Origin of the sequence: Vibrio sp. 2092 (assembly GCF_033339635.1) — a bacterium.
In the GTDB taxonomy this organism is placed as follows: domain Bacteria; phylum Pseudomonadota; class Gammaproteobacteria; order Enterobacterales; family Vibrionaceae; genus Vibrio; species Vibrio alginolyticus.
In genome coordinates this window covers 282,415-297,987 of the sequence record NZ_JAWOUY010000002.1, presented here as the reverse complement: position 1 = coordinate 297,987, position 15,573 = coordinate 282,415, and the positions used below count along the sequence as shown (strand labels likewise).

Below are 15,573 nucleotides of genomic sequence, written 5' to 3'. Positions count from 1 at the left end.
TTACGAAATTAATATCACGTTTTCGCAGTGATAAAAACAAGAAAAGAGGTCTTACGACCTCTTTTTAAAGACTAAGCGTTGAATTGGAACAAATTCGCAACAACACGAATTACTGTTGTTGCATCAAAGCAGGCATAAGTAGAGCCACCAATGGGAACTCATGCCCATTTTCGAACTTCAATTTGCCTTCACCAATTTCTGCTTTTAATTGATAACCGCCCTCTACTTTTTCGATCAACTCCATAATAAGGAGCTCATCAATCCCTTCTTGAATAAATGGGTAATGCGTTACTAATTCATCAGAGAAGTAAGTGCTAAGTTCACCAGTAGTGGCCGTCACCAACTTCATTGGATCTTGAGTAATATGCTCAGTACCTTCAGGGATGGATAGTTGCCACTCATTGTGGAACTTGCCGTCACCGAACGCGAGTGAAAGCTCGTTCACGGATAAATCAAAACCTTTGCTAAACAGCGTATCGACATGCGGCAATAAATTCGCAATTTCCTGCTCATCTAACATAGGAGAGCTTTGATAGATAGACATAATTTGATCAAAAGACTGGCTATCCACATCTGCAATTGAGAAATCCAACTTAAAGTTATCGACATCCGTCCCATCAGTTAAACGTAGTTTCTTAGCATCTAGGTTTAATTGACTGTTCAGCTTATCACCAGACTCACTCATCGTAGTGTTACCACGGTAGCTCGCATTTTCAATCAAAAAGACAGGCGTTAAGTTCGCATCAACCACATCTAGCTTCTCTAGAGAGAAAGATTGCTCGCCTAACCAGTAGCCTTTTGCTTGCTTTCCTTTACCTTGCCCTGTCAATGCATTCAGATGAAGCTCTTCACCGTTTTCAAAATCCACTTGAACAGAAGGAACGGAAACTTGGTAATTGAGATCACCCAATACCGTCACATCACCTGTTACTTTTGCAGGGCTTGTAGAAACAGAAACGCCTTGCGCTTCGTTACGATAATGCCAACTGTCTAGGTCGAGGATAAATGCTGTATTGCCATTTAGTTGAGTCTGGCTATGCATCGTGAGAGGCAAAAAGTCATTGTCCACCAATTTTGAATCTGCTGTTAGGCTTGTTAGACCGTGGCTAACATCACTGGTTACGTCAAACGTCGTTGGCATACCATCACGCTCTAACTGCGTTTTAAGCTCAGGATCAACAACTGAATAACGAGTCAGCACGACTGAAGACAAATAGCCACGCTGATACTCGACCACTTCGCCTTTAATCATTTCATCATTCATATTGGTAATACCATCTTCAATGATGGACTGACCAATTTGTCCGACAGCCAATGGCCAACACAGTGCTAATGAGATAGCACCACCAATGGCGCCGATTTTTTTAAGATTTTGCATAACGTCACTTATTAGATATTTTCGGTCAGTCTACCCCAAACCACCTGCGGAGAAAACATTGAGACAAATCAGACTATTGATGCTTATTCTAGTCCATTAATCAGGAATCATACTTGGCTCCCACTCATCATGTCCTTTTATTGTTAAAGTTTGCGTGGCGAAGTTTTAACCGGAGCTAAAACATCTGTGAATCGTTATGCTGTGTTGTGTCTCGACAACAACCCAATCAGTGCTGAACAGTTTCGATTGGAGCTGTCTGCCTTCTCAAGTAAGTTTGATATTTTTTCTGTCGAATCGATAGAAGAGGCTCAAAGCGCTTTAGAGTATCTAGAAGAAAGAGAACAGACTGTTGCTTTAGTTATAGCGAGCCATCACGCTCATTTTAACGGCGTGGATTTTCTTATTGGTTTAGACCGGATGCCACATACCGAGCAAGCAAGAAAAATTCTTATTAGCTGCTCGTCTGATATAGAGGCAATTCTCACTGCCGTTAATGAGGGCAGGCTCGACCACTGCCTCACTAAACCTTTGCCAGATCACGTCTTATTTAACACAGTGCAAAAAGAGCTGACCCAATTTATCTTGCGAAATGGCAAAGAAGACCTGCTAAGTTACAGTCAGATATTGGATCATCACAGCTTGTTGCGAGCGCACATCAATAACCAGATGAGCCATTATCAAGCCGGATTCTTACACGACTACCACTCGATGTCTGATGCCGAGTTAGCCGAGCAAGTGATCTCCGCTCTCCAGCAATTTTTCAAAGATAATGACGAAACAAGAGCTTGCCGTACATACTCACCTGAACACTTATTAACCGTGGAAGGCGAGCCAAATTGCTTTTTGTGGTTTATCACCGAAGGTGAAGTGGCTCTGTACAAGCGCGATGAGCAAGGCATGCAGCGAGAGGTTGTACGCCATAACAAAGGGAATATTGTCGGAGGCATGTCGTTTGTTACTGGGGAATGTTCTTTCTCGACAGCTCTAACACTAACCAAAACAGAAGTTATCAAACTCGATCGCAACGTATTCAATAAAGTGATGCAAAGCGACTCAAACTTACTGCCTCTTTTTACAAACTTGCTTTTACGCCACTTCAACCGCCGATTGCAAAGAAGCATCAACACCAAACTGCAACTTCAAAAAACGCTCGAATCTTTAGAATCAGCCCACCAGCAGCTCATTGAAAGAGAAAAAATGGCGATGCTTGGTCAATTGGTTGCGGGAGTAGCCCACGAACTAAACAATCCAGTAGCCGCGATATTGAGGGGCGTAGAGAATTTAACGCATACGCTAGAACGATTACTTAACGATGCGCCCAGTTCCGATATACAAACCAAAGGCATTGAATTACTGAACAAAGCGCAAACCTCAAAACCCGCTTCAACCGCCGAGCTCAGATCACGCGTAAAAGCGCTTAGCCATACTCTTCCAGACCGAGCGTTGGCAAAGAAAGTGGTGAGCCTTGGTTTAGAATCCGATCACGAGCTACTTACCCAACTAACGAGAAAGCAGCAAGCGTCTTATCATGCTCTCAATACACTAGAGCAATACCACAAAGCAGGTTCTACACTTCGCTCAATTAATGTCTGTGCAGCACGAATTGCTGATATGGTAAAAAGCCTGAAAGGATATGCTCGGTCAGATGATGAGACCCTGCACTATGCCGATATTCATGAGGGCATTGAAGACACCTTGGTGATTTTCGAGAACAAATTAAAAATGCACCAAGTTTCAACCGACTATGCAAACTTGCCTTCCATCCTTTGTCAACCGATCGCACTCCAACAGGTGTGGACGAACTTGGTCTCTAACGCCATTGACGCATTTCCAGAGAAAGGTGTGTTAAACATACAAACACGCCTTGTAGAAAAAGAGCACACACATTATGCCGTTATCTCATTTGAAGATAATGGATGTGGCATTCCTGAATCGCAAAGAGACGCCATTTTCGAGCTGAACTTCACCACAAAAAAAGAAGGTAATTTTGGCTTAGGCATCGGGCTGTCCATCTGCCAGCAAATCGTAACAGCACACAGAGGGTGGATTGACGTCGAATCAGAGATCGGCCAGTTCACACGAATGACCGTCTGGTTACCAGTCATCGAAGAAGGAGATGAAACATGACCAAGTATCTAATTTTATGTGTCGATGACGAACGAGAAGTCTTGGATAGCGTGCTCCAAGATCTTGCTTCCTTCGAGGAGAACTTTGTCGTCGAAGGAGCGGAATCGGTGACTGAAGCTCGGCAAGTGATTGAGGAGATGGCGGAAGAAGAAGTTCAGCTTGCGCTCATTTTATGTGACCACATTATGCCGGAACAAACTGGGATCAGCTTCTTAATCGAACTCAGTCAAAATGGTGACACAAAAGCAGCGCGCAAAGTTTTACTCACAGGACAAGCTGGTTTGGAAGACACCGTAGAAGCCGTAAATAACGCGAGTCTCGATTATTACATTGCCAAACCTTGGAAAGGTGAAGCATTGAGAAAAGCAATCGTGTCTCAGCTTACCGCGTTTGTGATTGAGAATGATGATAACCTGCTATCCTGGACTCAAATCCTTGATTCTGAGGCAATCCTCAACGCCATGGCAGAAAGAAGAGCAAGCTTTGGCGAGTAATAAAGTGTTTGGTTCTAACTTGAACTCAACGATGCTCATTGCACCACCTAACCTCGCATAGTCGAATGAGGTTAGAAAAACATCGTTACTTGTCCGAGTGAAATTCTCGGACACTACGTATATGGCGTAGTTTTTGCTTAAACCAAGGAACTATTAAGTTAATTGACAAAACATCGACACATTTTTGTTGGTCGTGGACCTTCCTTTTTATTATGATGTCGGACAAATCAGATTACGGTTCAAGTGGTTGCTTGAATCCATGGAAATAATGAACAAGGTTTATCGTTAGTTATGCGTAAAACACTATTAGCCGCTGCCTTACTAGTGGCATCAAGCCATGCCCTAGCTGCAAACGATCGCAATGCGCCAGCAACTATGAGCAACTTTAGCTACGACTATTTCGAAGCACGTATTGGCGCAAGTCCTGTGACATTTGGTGCTGGATTCAGCAAATCAATTCACCCGAACGCGCATGTTATTGCTCGTATTGACTCTGAGTTTGAAAGTGATTTTGACTCAGCTGCAGGCTTTGGCTTCCATTCTCCGCTAAACAACTGGGCAGATCTTACTGGTGAAATGCTAATGCGCGTTGTGCAACCTTCGAATGAGAGCAGCACAGATGTTGGTATGGAGCTTAACTTAGGTGTTCGCCAATGGTTGGGCCCTCAATTAGAAGTAGGCGGCAAAGTCGGCTACGTTTCTATCGATAACGATGACGATTGGACTGGCTCTGCCTACGCTCGATTCCACTCAACAGAGCTTTTCTCTTTGGGTGCTGAAGCACGTATCAACGATTTTTACGGTGATCAGGTAATGTTCACTACGCGTTTTAAGTTTTAAGATTTGTGCTATAAGAAAAGAGCAAATTAAAAAAACAAAAACCGAGGTCTCTGCCTCGGTTTTTTTGTCTAATTTAATGACTAACTCAATGAAGTGGTAAAAAACTTCAACGTCCTTTTTCCGCTTTTCACACTTGCCTTTACGACCCGCTAACTCCATCGAAACGAGTCAATCATTGTGCGATCAGCTTCGCTTAGTCACACAGTGCCAATAACTGTTTTTTACGCGGCTCTTGGATCAGTTTCCAATGTACGCCATCAGTTGCACCAGCAAATTTCCACAGTAGCTTTACATCAACATCATTACCGTAAGCCGTTTTAACTTTGTTGAAGACTTTTACAGGTCCAAGTTCTAAAAAGGTTTCTACGTCATCAACACCGGCTTTCTTGACCATACGTTCAAGGGTTAGTTGCATGTTGGGTAAGTCTCTTAAGCGTCTACTGGCAGAGGACTTTTGATATTTCCGTTCCTTAATTGAGTATTCAATTGATTTCTGTACCAGTTCATCAAGCCCTACATATCCGGATTCGAATAAATCGGTTACATCATAATAATTTACGGTTGCCGTCGTCTGTTTTTTGACGTGCTTATACTTCTCACAGCTCAGTTGAGTAAACACTTCATCTAGCCCATTACCACCACGTAAGTAGCAGCAATCATTGCTGACAAGCGCAAACATAGCATCATCGGTGAATAAACCAATACCACCGAACATAGAACGTTTTTGGTACTCACTGAAGGTGCGTACATATTTAAAAAAAGCTTGGTCTGTCATGTCCATTGACCTCTTTAATCTGAATAAATTACCCCGATTAGCGATGTCACCAGATAAACAGCAGCTTATAGCGAATTATAAATGTCGATTTGTTGGCGATATTTTTGTGAGTTGTGCTCACCAACTTGCTTAATCATACTTAACGTTGAAAAATAAGTTAGGACATAGGTCACATATAAAAAAGTATAAATTCTGCATACGTGATTAGTTTCACACTTATTGTTTGTGTGGTGATATTTTTTTGACGCATAGCATGCCTAAAACACGCCATCATTATGATCTCGCTGGCAATTACGGGCACATAATACGCATTTAATTGATAAAGAATACGCTGTAAGGGTACACTGTACGAAAGATCTCAAGTACAGCGTCACAATGGAACATTTATCATTTTTTTGGCTGCCAAATAATAAAGATAAGCTTATAAACGCACTGGAATCCGAGTTTGCTCAGCTGGTAGAACAGTCCATCGCCACGGGTAAGATTTCGTTACCTCCTATTCCTGATGTCGTGCTTAAAATTCAGCAGTTATGTGTCGAAGAACACACCACGATTGCCGATGTTGCTAACTGTTTATTGGAAGATCCCGGATTAGCAGCGGTCGTTTTACGAGTCGCTAACTCTGTGATTTTCAATCGCAGAAATATCACCTGCAACGACTTAACTACAGCGGTATCTCGTCTCGGAATACTTCGTGTACGTGATATTGTTACCGCACAAGCGATCGAGCAACTTAAACACTCAGTTAATCTCACTAAAGAATGCAATGCCATCTTGGTGAAGAGTGCAGCGATATCGCGTGAGCTCGGTGCCGTCATGGTGATGTTGGTTCAATCGTTTCGTAGCCACGAGCCAGGCACTTATGGTCATCTAGAGCAAGAAAAGGCGTTATTGGTCGGTCTATTAGCCGATATTGGGTTATTTTGCCTAATTAATGAGTACCACTTGTACTTAGATAGGGGCAATTACTTAGACCCAGATATTGCATTGCAGATCTTCCAAACACGTTGTTCTGCCACAAGTAAACTGGTACTTGAGCGTTGGGGGTTTGACAACGACTTCAGAGAAGTATCCTCAAACGAAAAATACGAGTTAACGCGACCAGAAGTGAGTTATCTCGACATCGCTAGAATTGCGCATCATTTATTGATGTTCCGCAATCACGATGAACGCATTGACGAACATGAAGTTGAATTCAACTTAACTGGTGCAGAAGTCTTGTATGAACTTAGTAACATGAGTGATACTGACTTCAATGATCAAATCCGTGCTGTACTCAATGCTAGCGGTTTGTAATTTATCGCTTTCTGATAATACCTTATCCGCGATAAAACGATTCGCTCAAGGCTGAGCTGTGTGTGGTGAAATGTCTCTAATTTCAACCGATAGATAATTTGATTTATGCGTGTTGATGTTATCTCAAAAAGGAATCATTGAGCTTTATGTTCTCAGGGATGCTATTTATTTTCGCTCCGCTTGTGGTGGGGTATCTAATTCCTATATCTCGATCTTCGTTATTGGAGAAGATCAATCAGTCAACGTCCTACCTTATTTACGTCATTTTGTCGTTGATGGGTCTTAGTTTGGCGGCGCTCGATAATTTAAGCAGCAACTTACAAAGTATTCTCCTCTATGCGAGTACGTTTTTTTTGTGTCTAAGTGCCTGCAACCTGTTGGCTCTGCCTATTATTGATAAAATTATTCCACTCCAGACCAATCAGAATCAAAAGAAGCTACCGTTATCTTCGATGGCTTTAGAGTCAGTTAAGCTTATCGTGGTCGTTGGCGGAGGGTTAGTGGTTGGCCTGCTGTTACCCATTGATTTGAGTTGGGTAGATACAGCAAGCGAATGGATACTCTTTCTACTTCTATTTTTTATTGGTATTCAGCTGCGCAATAGTGGACTTACTCTGCGTCAAATCCTATTAAATAAACAAGGAATGGCCATTGCGGCTGTTGTCATCGCAACATGTATGCTTGGTGGCGTTCTTGCAGCGGTGCTTTTGGATCTTCCTCTTTATCAAGCACTCGCAATGGCTTCAGGTTTTGGCTGGTATTCACTCGCAGGTATTTTAATGGGTGACGCTTTTGGTCCGGTATTTGGTGGCGCGTCGTTCTTGATTGAATTGATGAGAGAGTTAGTCGCACTGGTTGCCATTCCTCTCTTTATTCGTAGCTATCCGTGCACCGCAATTGGTTATGCCGGTGCAACAGCAATGGACTTCACCCTACCCGTTATTCAAACTACCGGTGGTGTGCGTTGTGTTCCTGTTGCTATCGTTAGCGGCTTTATTTTGAGTTTATTGGTACCAGTTATGATGCTTTTCTTTGTATCACTTGCTAGCTAGATCTCAGGTTTTCGCTTTAACATCCATTACAATACGGCAAAAATTTAAATACCCAGTTAACGTCAAAGTGGTCAATATTTTTTGGCAAGACCCCTCTTTCTTTTCGTCATTCAGCCCAACGATTTGTCACGACCAAATAGAAAGAAGGGAGAAACATCAACTGATGTGCATTGCGTTAATAAAGGGATAACAACCAGAAGGAAGAAGAATGAAACGCTTTGTCGTTGCAGCGCTCCTCGCTACAAGCTCAACTTTTACGCTTGCCGCAGATCAACAATGTCTTGCTAGCAAATACGATGGCTACGTCGATGCCTCACTACAGTGGTATCAAGATCTTGTTGATTTGACGGTTACCCAATATCCAGATCTGAAAGAAGTGAGTCAATGGTTCTTGGATGGACGTAAACATCACTTTGAATTAAACCGCGAAGCGGTTCACTACTTTCTAGAGAGCGACCCTAGCCGCGTTGCGACGGAACAGCCAATCGAAGCATGGTTAAAACTAGAGCAACATGACGTTAAGCAGTTAGCGACCCGAAGCGATAAGTTAGGTGAAGTTGCAAAACAGACATTTAGCGACCGTCAATCAACTAACCACCCCAAAAACTACGAGCTTCGTTCAGCATTCGCTGATCTGCTTAGTCATCCCCAACAAATTGATACCGCACTTAATAAGTACAATCAGTCAATAGAAAAGATTGAAAAGCAGAAATGTGACTAAGGTTGCTCGCATTAGTCGTTGATTAGCATTCAAAAACACTAGAATGTTTTAACGTACTCAATCTAGAATTTTTTAATGTGAATATCGTAACCTTCACCTAAAATTTTCATTTCTACAACTTGGGTTTCAACAATTAAAACGGGACTTTGCGCCCGTTTTAGTTTAGATTGTGCCGCTCGCATTACCAAAATAACTACAAAGATTCTTTGCTATGGTTAAGGAACAAAAAACCGCTGATGTTAGCTTTGAGAGCTTGCTAAAGATCTTCACTGTCCCAGAAGGTCCGGACTCAACGTTAACTAAAATTGACGAGAGCCTCTCGCGAAATCTAAATCAATTTCTTCGTGAACACATCGTGGCAGAAGAAAAGCCTTTACGCGAAATCGAAAAAGACTTTTCTTCTGCTCAGATTCCTGAGCAGCCAGAGTTCGTGTCAGATCATACAGAGCACTTACTCGACACTTTGGTGTCGCACTCAGTTCACACATCTTCACCAAGCTTCATTGGTCATATGACATCGGCACTGCCTTATTTCTTGATGCCACTGTCAAAGATCATGATCGCCTTAAACCAAAACCTGGTAAAAATAGAGACTTCCAAAGCCTTTACGCCACTTGAGCGTCAAGTTTTGGGTATGCTGCATCGCTTGATATATGGTCAGAATGATACGTTTTACAATCAGTGGATGCACAGTGCAAACCACTCATTAGGCGCATTTTGTTCCGGCGGCACCATTGCCAATATCACTGCGCTTTGGGTAGCACGTAACAAAGCGTTAAGAGCCAATGGCTCATTTAAAGGCGTTGAAAAGGAAGGCCTTTTTAAAGCCATGAAGCACTATGGCTATGATGGCTTAGCGGTGCTAGTGTCTGAGCGTGGTCACTACTCCCTTAAGAAAGCAGCCGATGTATTAGGGCTAGGCCAAGAGGGCTTGGTTGCGGTTAAAACCGATGCCAACAACCGTATTATTGTCGACGACCTTAAAGCGAAAATTGTTGAGCTCGAAAAACAAAACATCAAACCTATTGCTGTTATTGGTGTGGCTGGCACAACAGAGACAGGTAATGTTGATCCATTGCCTGAAATCGCTGAAGTCTGCCAAGCCCACGGCTGTCACTTCCATGTGGATGCCGCATGGGGTGGCGCAACACTTATGTCTAACCATCACCGTCATCTTCTTAAAGGTGTGGAAATGGCAGACTCAGTAACTATTGATGCACACAAGCAGCTCTATATCCCGATGGGCGCTGGTATGGTTCTGTTCAAAGACCCTGACGCAATGAAATCCATAGAGCATCACGCTCAATATATATTGCGCAAAGGTTCAAAAGACCTAGGCAGCCATACACTAGAAGGCTCACGTTCGGGCATGGCGATGTTGGTCTACGCCGCAATGCACATCATAAGTCGCCCAGGTTACGAGCTTCTGATTGACCAAAGCATTGAAAAAGCTCGATACTTTGCGGATTTAATCAAACAGCAAGATGATTTCGAGTTAGTTTCTGAACCAGAGCTTTGTCTGCTCACATACCGTTATTTGCCGCCATTCATCCGTGAAGCATTAGCACAAGCAGAAGGCTCACAAAAAGAACAACTGAATGAGCTGATCAATGAGTTAACACAGTTTATTCAAAAGCGTCAGCGCGAAACGGGCAAATCGTTCGTTTCACGTACAAGACTGAACCCAGACCAATGGCAACGCATGAATACGATAGTGTTTCGAGTGGTTTTGGCAAATCCACTGACCACAAATGAAATTTTGAGCTCAGTGCTTGATGAACAACGCGAAATCGCCAAGCAAGCACCAAATTTGATGAAAAGAATTCAACAGCTGGTTGTTGATATTCAATCGTCTTAACGGCCAGATCGAGTTACATCAATTTGAAATTTTTTTTCGTTTTGATGTAACTCAAACATCATTATCGTGCGACTAGCGCAACAAAACTTCGTTTACACATCCAATTCTGTAGTTTTTACAACATTTTGTTTGAGGCCTGTCAAATTCTCACTAAATAGTACCCGTTATTGGTTTAGACTGATTGAAGATCAGGTTTATACTGATTCTATGGCGCTGGTTGTTTTCGTTAACGCCCCACTCTACTCCGGAATCTTCGTGTTTCCTTTCGTTAGCAGAGCCAGCGAGTTGTTCTCTATACCCTCGTGAACACTATGAATACATTAGAAAAAATTCAAAAAAACCTGGAGAATTTCAGTAAGTCAGAGCGCAAAGTTGCGGAAGTAATTATGGCGTCTCCACAAACTGCAATTCATTCAAGCATTGCAACGCTGGCTAAAATGGCCGACGTTAGTGAGCCCACTGTAAACCGCTTCTGTCGTCGTCTGGACACCAAGGGCTTTCCAGATTTTAAGCTTCACTTGGCACAGAGCCTAGCCAACGGCACCCCTTACGTTAACCGTAATGTGGAAGAAGACGATGGCCCAGACGCGTACACCCATAAGATTTTCGAATCGACGATGGCGTGTTTAGATGTCGCGAAAAATAGCCTAGATCCAATGCAAGTGAACCGTGCGGTCGATTTGCTAACGCAAGCGAAGCGCATTTCATTCTTTGGCCTTGGTGCATCATCTTCTGTTGCCCGAGACGCACAAAACAAGTTTATTCGCTTTAATATTCCAATTACTTGTTTTGAAGATATTGTTATGCAGCGCATGAGTTGTATCAACTGCAGTGATAATGATGTTGTGGTTCTTATTTCTCATACCGGTCGAACAAAGAGTCAGGTAGAAATAGCGAACCTTGCTCGTGAAAATGGCGCAACGGTTATTGCGATTACAGCGAAGGATTCTCCTCTAGAAAAGGCAAGCTCGCTGGCCATCACGCTCGATATTCCAGAAGATACCGACGTTTACATGCCAATGGCAAGCCGAGTTGTACAAATGACAGTGATTGATGTGCTAGCAACTGGCTTCACTCTTCGCCGTGGTACAGGTTTCCGTGAGAACCTAAAACGCGTAAAAGATGCGTTGAAAGACAGTCGCTATGACAAATTAAGCCAGTACTAAGCACTAAAGCTTAGTCAATACTTTATCTAGGGGAGCTCAAGGCTCCCCTTTTGTTTTAATGCTGCTAAGGGAGCAATCACCCTAAGTCGTTGACACTCGATAAGTCCGTTCTTGATTCCAGTACTTCAACAGAACTGACATGTTGTGCACTCTCAGCTGCGCACTCTCCACTACAATCACAGACTTGCTGCAATATGTAAATCAAACGTTCCTGATTCAGAGGTAAAGGATTCCCTTTGATTGCCATTGACTTAAGCGCATCGTTCGCCACTTGCTCAAAAGAGGTTTGGCATACTCCAAATTGAGCCAGTAGCGGTAACGCTAACTTATCTAGCACCATATTGACCCAAAGAATTCCATCGTGTTCGTTAGCGTTTACTCGCTCGGTGACTAATTGGGCCAGCTTGCGATAACGACTTATCACATCATTCCTACCCACGAGTTTAGCGGCGTTAATGTTCTCCTGCATCACGTGCGGAGCTAAGCGAGCCGTAATAACGCTATGGGGGGCGTCTAACTTGCCTCCTAACGCCGATGCTAACCCATGAGCGGCACCTAATTTGGCATTAGTAATCGCCATACCACCAAGCAATGCAGCGAACGATAAATCAGAGCGCGCCTTATGATTATCTTGCTTACAAGCGGCAATCACTGAACGGCTTAAACGACGTAGCCCCTCTTCGCAGACCATATCAGTAAGAGGGTTTGGCTCACCACACACATACGCTTCCATTAAATGAGTGAACGCATCCATTGCGCCACGTCCAGATGTGTATTGGTCGGTCCCGTAAGTAAGTGTCGGGTCTACAATGGCAACGTCTGCGAGCATATCAGGGCTTCGAAGACTCACTTTCACTTTATCTTGTCCAGATTTCAGCACAGCATTTCTGGTCACTTCTGAACCGGTGCTTGCTGTCGTAGGAATTGCAATAAAATGAAGAGGCTTTGCTTTTAAAGGGACGCTTCTTCCTACCACTTCTACGTAATCGTAAACATTGCCTTGATTGGGAATAATGGCAGCTAAGGCTTTGCCCATATCGATGACGCTGCCACCACCTATCGCAACTACCATATCAGGTTGGAATTTTCTACCGAGCACTGCGGTCTCTTCTACCATCGTGATGTATGGTTCACCAACGATAGCTACGTGCTGGTAACGCATATTTTGAGCTTTAAGATATTGGATAATGGGGGCGGCTCGTTGGGTATCCTGCCCAGTAACCAGCAAAACACTGTAGCCAAATTGGTTAATAACGGATAATGAAGATTGAAGTGCACCTTCACCAAATATAATCCTTGTTGCAGTCATAAACTGAAACATACACACCCTCCCAAAAGAATATACCCAAATAACCTCTCGCCCTCTGATTTAACACTTATGTTAGAGTTGAAGTTATTTGCGTATAGCCAAAATAGATTGCTATTTTTTTAAACAAAAAAAATTGACCAATTCCACCTTGCCATCATTAACCCTTTAGAATGTATGTTTTTTATGCGTCACTTCACATACTTCAGAGCCGTAAAATAAGAACACGCGTTTAGTTTTTATTCGATAGATTTCACCTATAGAACCAAGAGGTAATTGCCGCTTTATTTCCGTATCTGGATCGGGCATAGTTACTCCAACAAAAGAAAGCGCACTCAGCCGCTATGTTTTGTACGCTTTCAAAAAAGAATAGATTTAGGAGAAATAAGATTATGTTCGTTGTTATCTTTGGTCGCCCTGCATGTCCTTTCTGTGTTCGTGCAAAAGAGCACGCAGAAACGCTAAAAGCAAAACGTGATGACTTCAACTACCGTTACGTTGATATTCACGCTGAAGGTATTTCTAAAGCAGATCTTGAGAAAACAGTTGGTAAACCAGTTGAAACCGTTCCTCAGATCTTTATCGACCAAGAGCACATCGGTGGCTGCGACGAGTTCGAAGCATACGCGAAAGAGCACCTAGGTCTATTTGACGAGTAATAAAGACTGTTTCCAAAAAAGCCGCTTCATGCGGCTTTTTTATTATTTTTCAGCTGGTTATTACGTTAAGTCAACTAATGGTAAAACCTAAAAAAATTCACTTATCTTTTTGCTATATTTAGTTACAATTCACAGTTCTTAATCTTTTTTGGCACACACTCTACCGAGCCACACAGTGAACATAGACGTCGTATACCTTCTCGAGCAAAACCCTATCCTTCTAATCTTCGTCGTATTAGCCATTGGCCTTGCCATCGGAAAAATTCGATTTGGCAAATTACAATTAGGCAACTCTATTGGCGTTCTTATTACCTCTTTGGTAATGGGCCACCTTGGTTTCTCATTTAATGCAGAAGCTTTAACCATTGGCTTTATGCTGTTTATCTACTGCGTTGGCATTGAAGCTGGACCAAACTTTTTTGGTATATTCTTCAGAGATGGTAAGCATTATTTTATTTTAAGCATGACTGTTCTCGTGTCTGCGGTCAGCTTAACGTATGGCTTGAGTCACTATTTCGGCCTCGATTTTGGCTTATCCGCCGGTATGATGGCAGGCGCATTGACCGCAACGCCAGTACTGGTTGGTGCACAAGATGCTCTTAACTCTGGCCTTGCGACTATACCGCGGAATATGGAATTTTCTCTGGTATTAGAAAATCTATCCGTAGGCTACGCGATGGCTTATCTGGTCGGCTTAATTAGCATGATCATGTTTGCTAAATTGTTGCCAAAACTGCAAAAACAAAACCTTTCTGATTCCGCGCAGCAAATCGCACAAGAGCGTGGCCTTGGAAATTCAAGCCAGAGAAAAGTGTATTTACCCATTATTCGAGCTTACCGAGTGGGCCCAGAGCTAATTGACTGGACTGATGGTAAAAACTTGCGAGAACTGGGTATTTATCGTCAAACTGGCTGTTACATTGAACGAATCCGTCGCAATGGTATTCTCGCCCACCCAGATGGTGATGCTATCTTGCAAGAGGGAGATGAAATTGCACTGGTTGGCTTCCCTGACAGCCATGCTCGCTTAGACCCTAGCTTCCGTAATGGTAAAGAAGTATTCGACCGTAACTTGCTTGATTTGCGCATCGTTGAAGAAGAAATCGTCGTAAAAAGTGACGCTATCGCTGGTAAGCGTTTATCGGATTTGAATTTGTCTGAGTTTGGCTGTTTCTTAAACCGCGTAGTTCGCGCTCAGATTGAAATGCCTATGGACTTAGACATTGTGCTCGCTAAAGGGGACGTCCTTCAAGTGAGCGGCGAGAAAAGCCGAGTACATGGACTGGCGGAAAAAATCGGTTTCATCTCGATCCACAGTCAAATGGCCGATTTGCTCGCTTTTTGTAGCTTCTTTATTTTGGGTATTCTGTTTGGCCTCATCACAATGACGTTCGGTCAGGTGTCTTTCAGTTTGGGTAATGCGGTGGGTCTTCTGTTGTCCGGTATTACGCTTGGTTTCTTACGAGCAAATCACCCTACTTTCGGTTATGTCCCACAAGGGGCGCTGAATATGGTCAAAGATCTAGGGTTAATGTTCTTTATGGTGGGAATTGGTCTAAGTGCAGGTGGAAAGATGTTCGAGCACCTAACGCAAGTAGGACCAAAAGTCATTGGTTTGGCATTTATTGTCAGTGTTGTGCCTGTAGTTCTGGCTTACTTAGTTGGCGCACACGTACTCAAGATGAACCGTGCCCTGCTCTTCGGTGCCATTATTGGCGCCCGTACTTGCGCTCCAGCTATGGATGTCGTTAACGACTACGCTAAGTCCACCATCCCAGCCCTTGGTTATGCGGGTACCTATGCGATTGCGAATATTTTAATGACGCTAGCTGGTACGATTCTGATAATACTAAGTTAATACTCACTTTGACTATGATATACAAAAAGGCGCTCAATGAGCG

13 protein-coding genes are annotated in these 15,573 nt (G+C 43.1%); 10 read left to right on the top strand and 3 right to left on the bottom strand.

Annotated features, from left to right (window positions below):
- Positions 1-109 precede the first annotated feature (109 nt).
- Positions 110-1,378 carry a DUF945 family protein gene (locus R7P80_RS05090; protein WP_005389614.1) on the bottom strand — a complete coding sequence of 423 codons (1,269 nt, stop codon included), beginning with the start codon at positions 1,376-1,378 and terminating at the stop codon, positions 110-112.
- 186 nt (positions 1,379-1,564) lie between these two features.
- Between R7P80_RS05090 and R7P80_RS05085 the strand changes: the two genes are divergently transcribed.
- The 3 genes from R7P80_RS05085 (at position 1,565) to R7P80_RS05075 (ending at position 4,839) form a co-directional block, all read left to right on the top strand.
- Positions 1,565-3,505, top strand: coding sequence for an ATP-binding protein (locus R7P80_RS05085; protein WP_025998638.1), 1,941 nt, complete (start codon positions 1,565-1,567; stop codon positions 3,503-3,505).
- The gene (locus R7P80_RS05080) at positions 3,502-3,999 is read left to right on the top strand and encodes a response regulator (RefSeq protein ID WP_225491450.1); all 498 of its coding nucleotides are present in this window, start codon (positions 3,502-3,504) and stop codon (positions 3,997-3,999) included. The genes R7P80_RS05085 and R7P80_RS05080 overlap by 4 nt, the downstream gene beginning before the upstream one ends.
- A 291-nt stretch (positions 4,000-4,290) precedes the next feature.
- Positions 4,291-4,839, top strand: coding sequence for a hypothetical protein (locus R7P80_RS05075; protein ID WP_005378006.1), 549 nt, complete (start codon positions 4,291-4,293; stop codon positions 4,837-4,839).
- Positions 4,840-5,032: 193 nt separating this feature from the next.
- Here R7P80_RS05075 and R7P80_RS05070 read toward each other — a convergent pair whose 3' ends face one another.
- Positions 5,033-5,620, bottom strand: coding sequence for a TfoX/Sxy family DNA transformation protein (locus R7P80_RS05070; protein ID WP_005378007.1), 588 nt, complete (start codon positions 5,618-5,620; stop codon positions 5,033-5,035).
- Positions 5,621-5,989: 369 nt separating this feature from the next.
- On the opposite strand from R7P80_RS05070, the gene R7P80_RS05065 reads away from it, so the two are divergent.
- The 5 genes from R7P80_RS05065 (at position 5,990) to R7P80_RS05045 (ending at position 11,707) form a co-directional block, all read left to right on the top strand.
- Positions 5,990-6,910 carry an HDOD domain-containing protein gene (locus R7P80_RS05065; protein WP_005378009.1) on the top strand — a complete coding sequence of 307 codons (921 nt, stop codon included), beginning with the start codon at positions 5,990-5,992 and terminating at the stop codon, positions 6,908-6,910.
- A 146-nt stretch (positions 6,911-7,056) separates the two neighbouring features.
- A complete protein-coding gene (locus R7P80_RS05060) occupies positions 7,057-7,962 on the top strand; it encodes a lysine exporter LysO family protein (protein ID WP_005378011.1) in 906 nt (301 codons plus the stop codon).
- A gap of 208 nt (positions 7,963-8,170) precedes the next feature.
- Positions 8,171-8,683: a hypothetical protein gene (locus R7P80_RS05055; protein ID WP_225491451.1), complete on the top strand. Its 513-nt coding sequence runs from the start codon at positions 8,171-8,173 to the stop codon at positions 8,681-8,683.
- A 211-nt stretch (positions 8,684-8,894) separates the two neighbouring features.
- Positions 8,895-10,541, top strand: coding sequence for a pyridoxal-dependent aspartate 1-decarboxylase PanP (gene panP, locus R7P80_RS05050; protein WP_225491452.1), 1,647 nt, complete (start codon positions 8,895-8,897; stop codon positions 10,539-10,541).
- Positions 10,542-10,852: 311 nt separating this feature from the next.
- Positions 10,853-11,707, top strand: coding sequence for a MurR/RpiR family transcriptional regulator (locus R7P80_RS05045; RefSeq protein ID WP_005378021.1), 855 nt, complete (start codon positions 10,853-10,855; stop codon positions 11,705-11,707).
- 76 nt (positions 11,708-11,783) lie between these two features.
- Here R7P80_RS05045 and R7P80_RS05040 read toward each other — a convergent pair whose 3' ends face one another.
- The gene (locus tag R7P80_RS05040; protein ID WP_225491453.1) at positions 11,784-13,028 is read right to left on the bottom strand and encodes an iron-containing alcohol dehydrogenase; all 1,245 of its coding nucleotides are present in this window, start codon (positions 13,026-13,028) and stop codon (positions 11,784-11,786) included.
- A 377-nt stretch (positions 13,029-13,405) separates the two neighbouring features.
- On the opposite strand from R7P80_RS05040, the gene R7P80_RS05035 reads away from it, so the two are divergent.
- Positions 13,406-13,672 carry a GrxA family glutaredoxin gene (locus tag R7P80_RS05035; RefSeq protein WP_005378026.1) on the top strand — a complete coding sequence of 89 codons (267 nt, stop codon included), beginning with the start codon at positions 13,406-13,408 and terminating at the stop codon, positions 13,670-13,672.
- A gap of 175 nt (positions 13,673-13,847) precedes the next feature.
- Positions 13,848-15,530 (top strand): aspartate:alanine antiporter, encoded by a 1,683-nt coding sequence (locus R7P80_RS05030; protein ID WP_005378028.1) that lies wholly within the window; start codon positions 13,848-13,850, stop codon positions 15,528-15,530.
- Positions 15,531-15,573 lie beyond the last annotated feature (43 nt).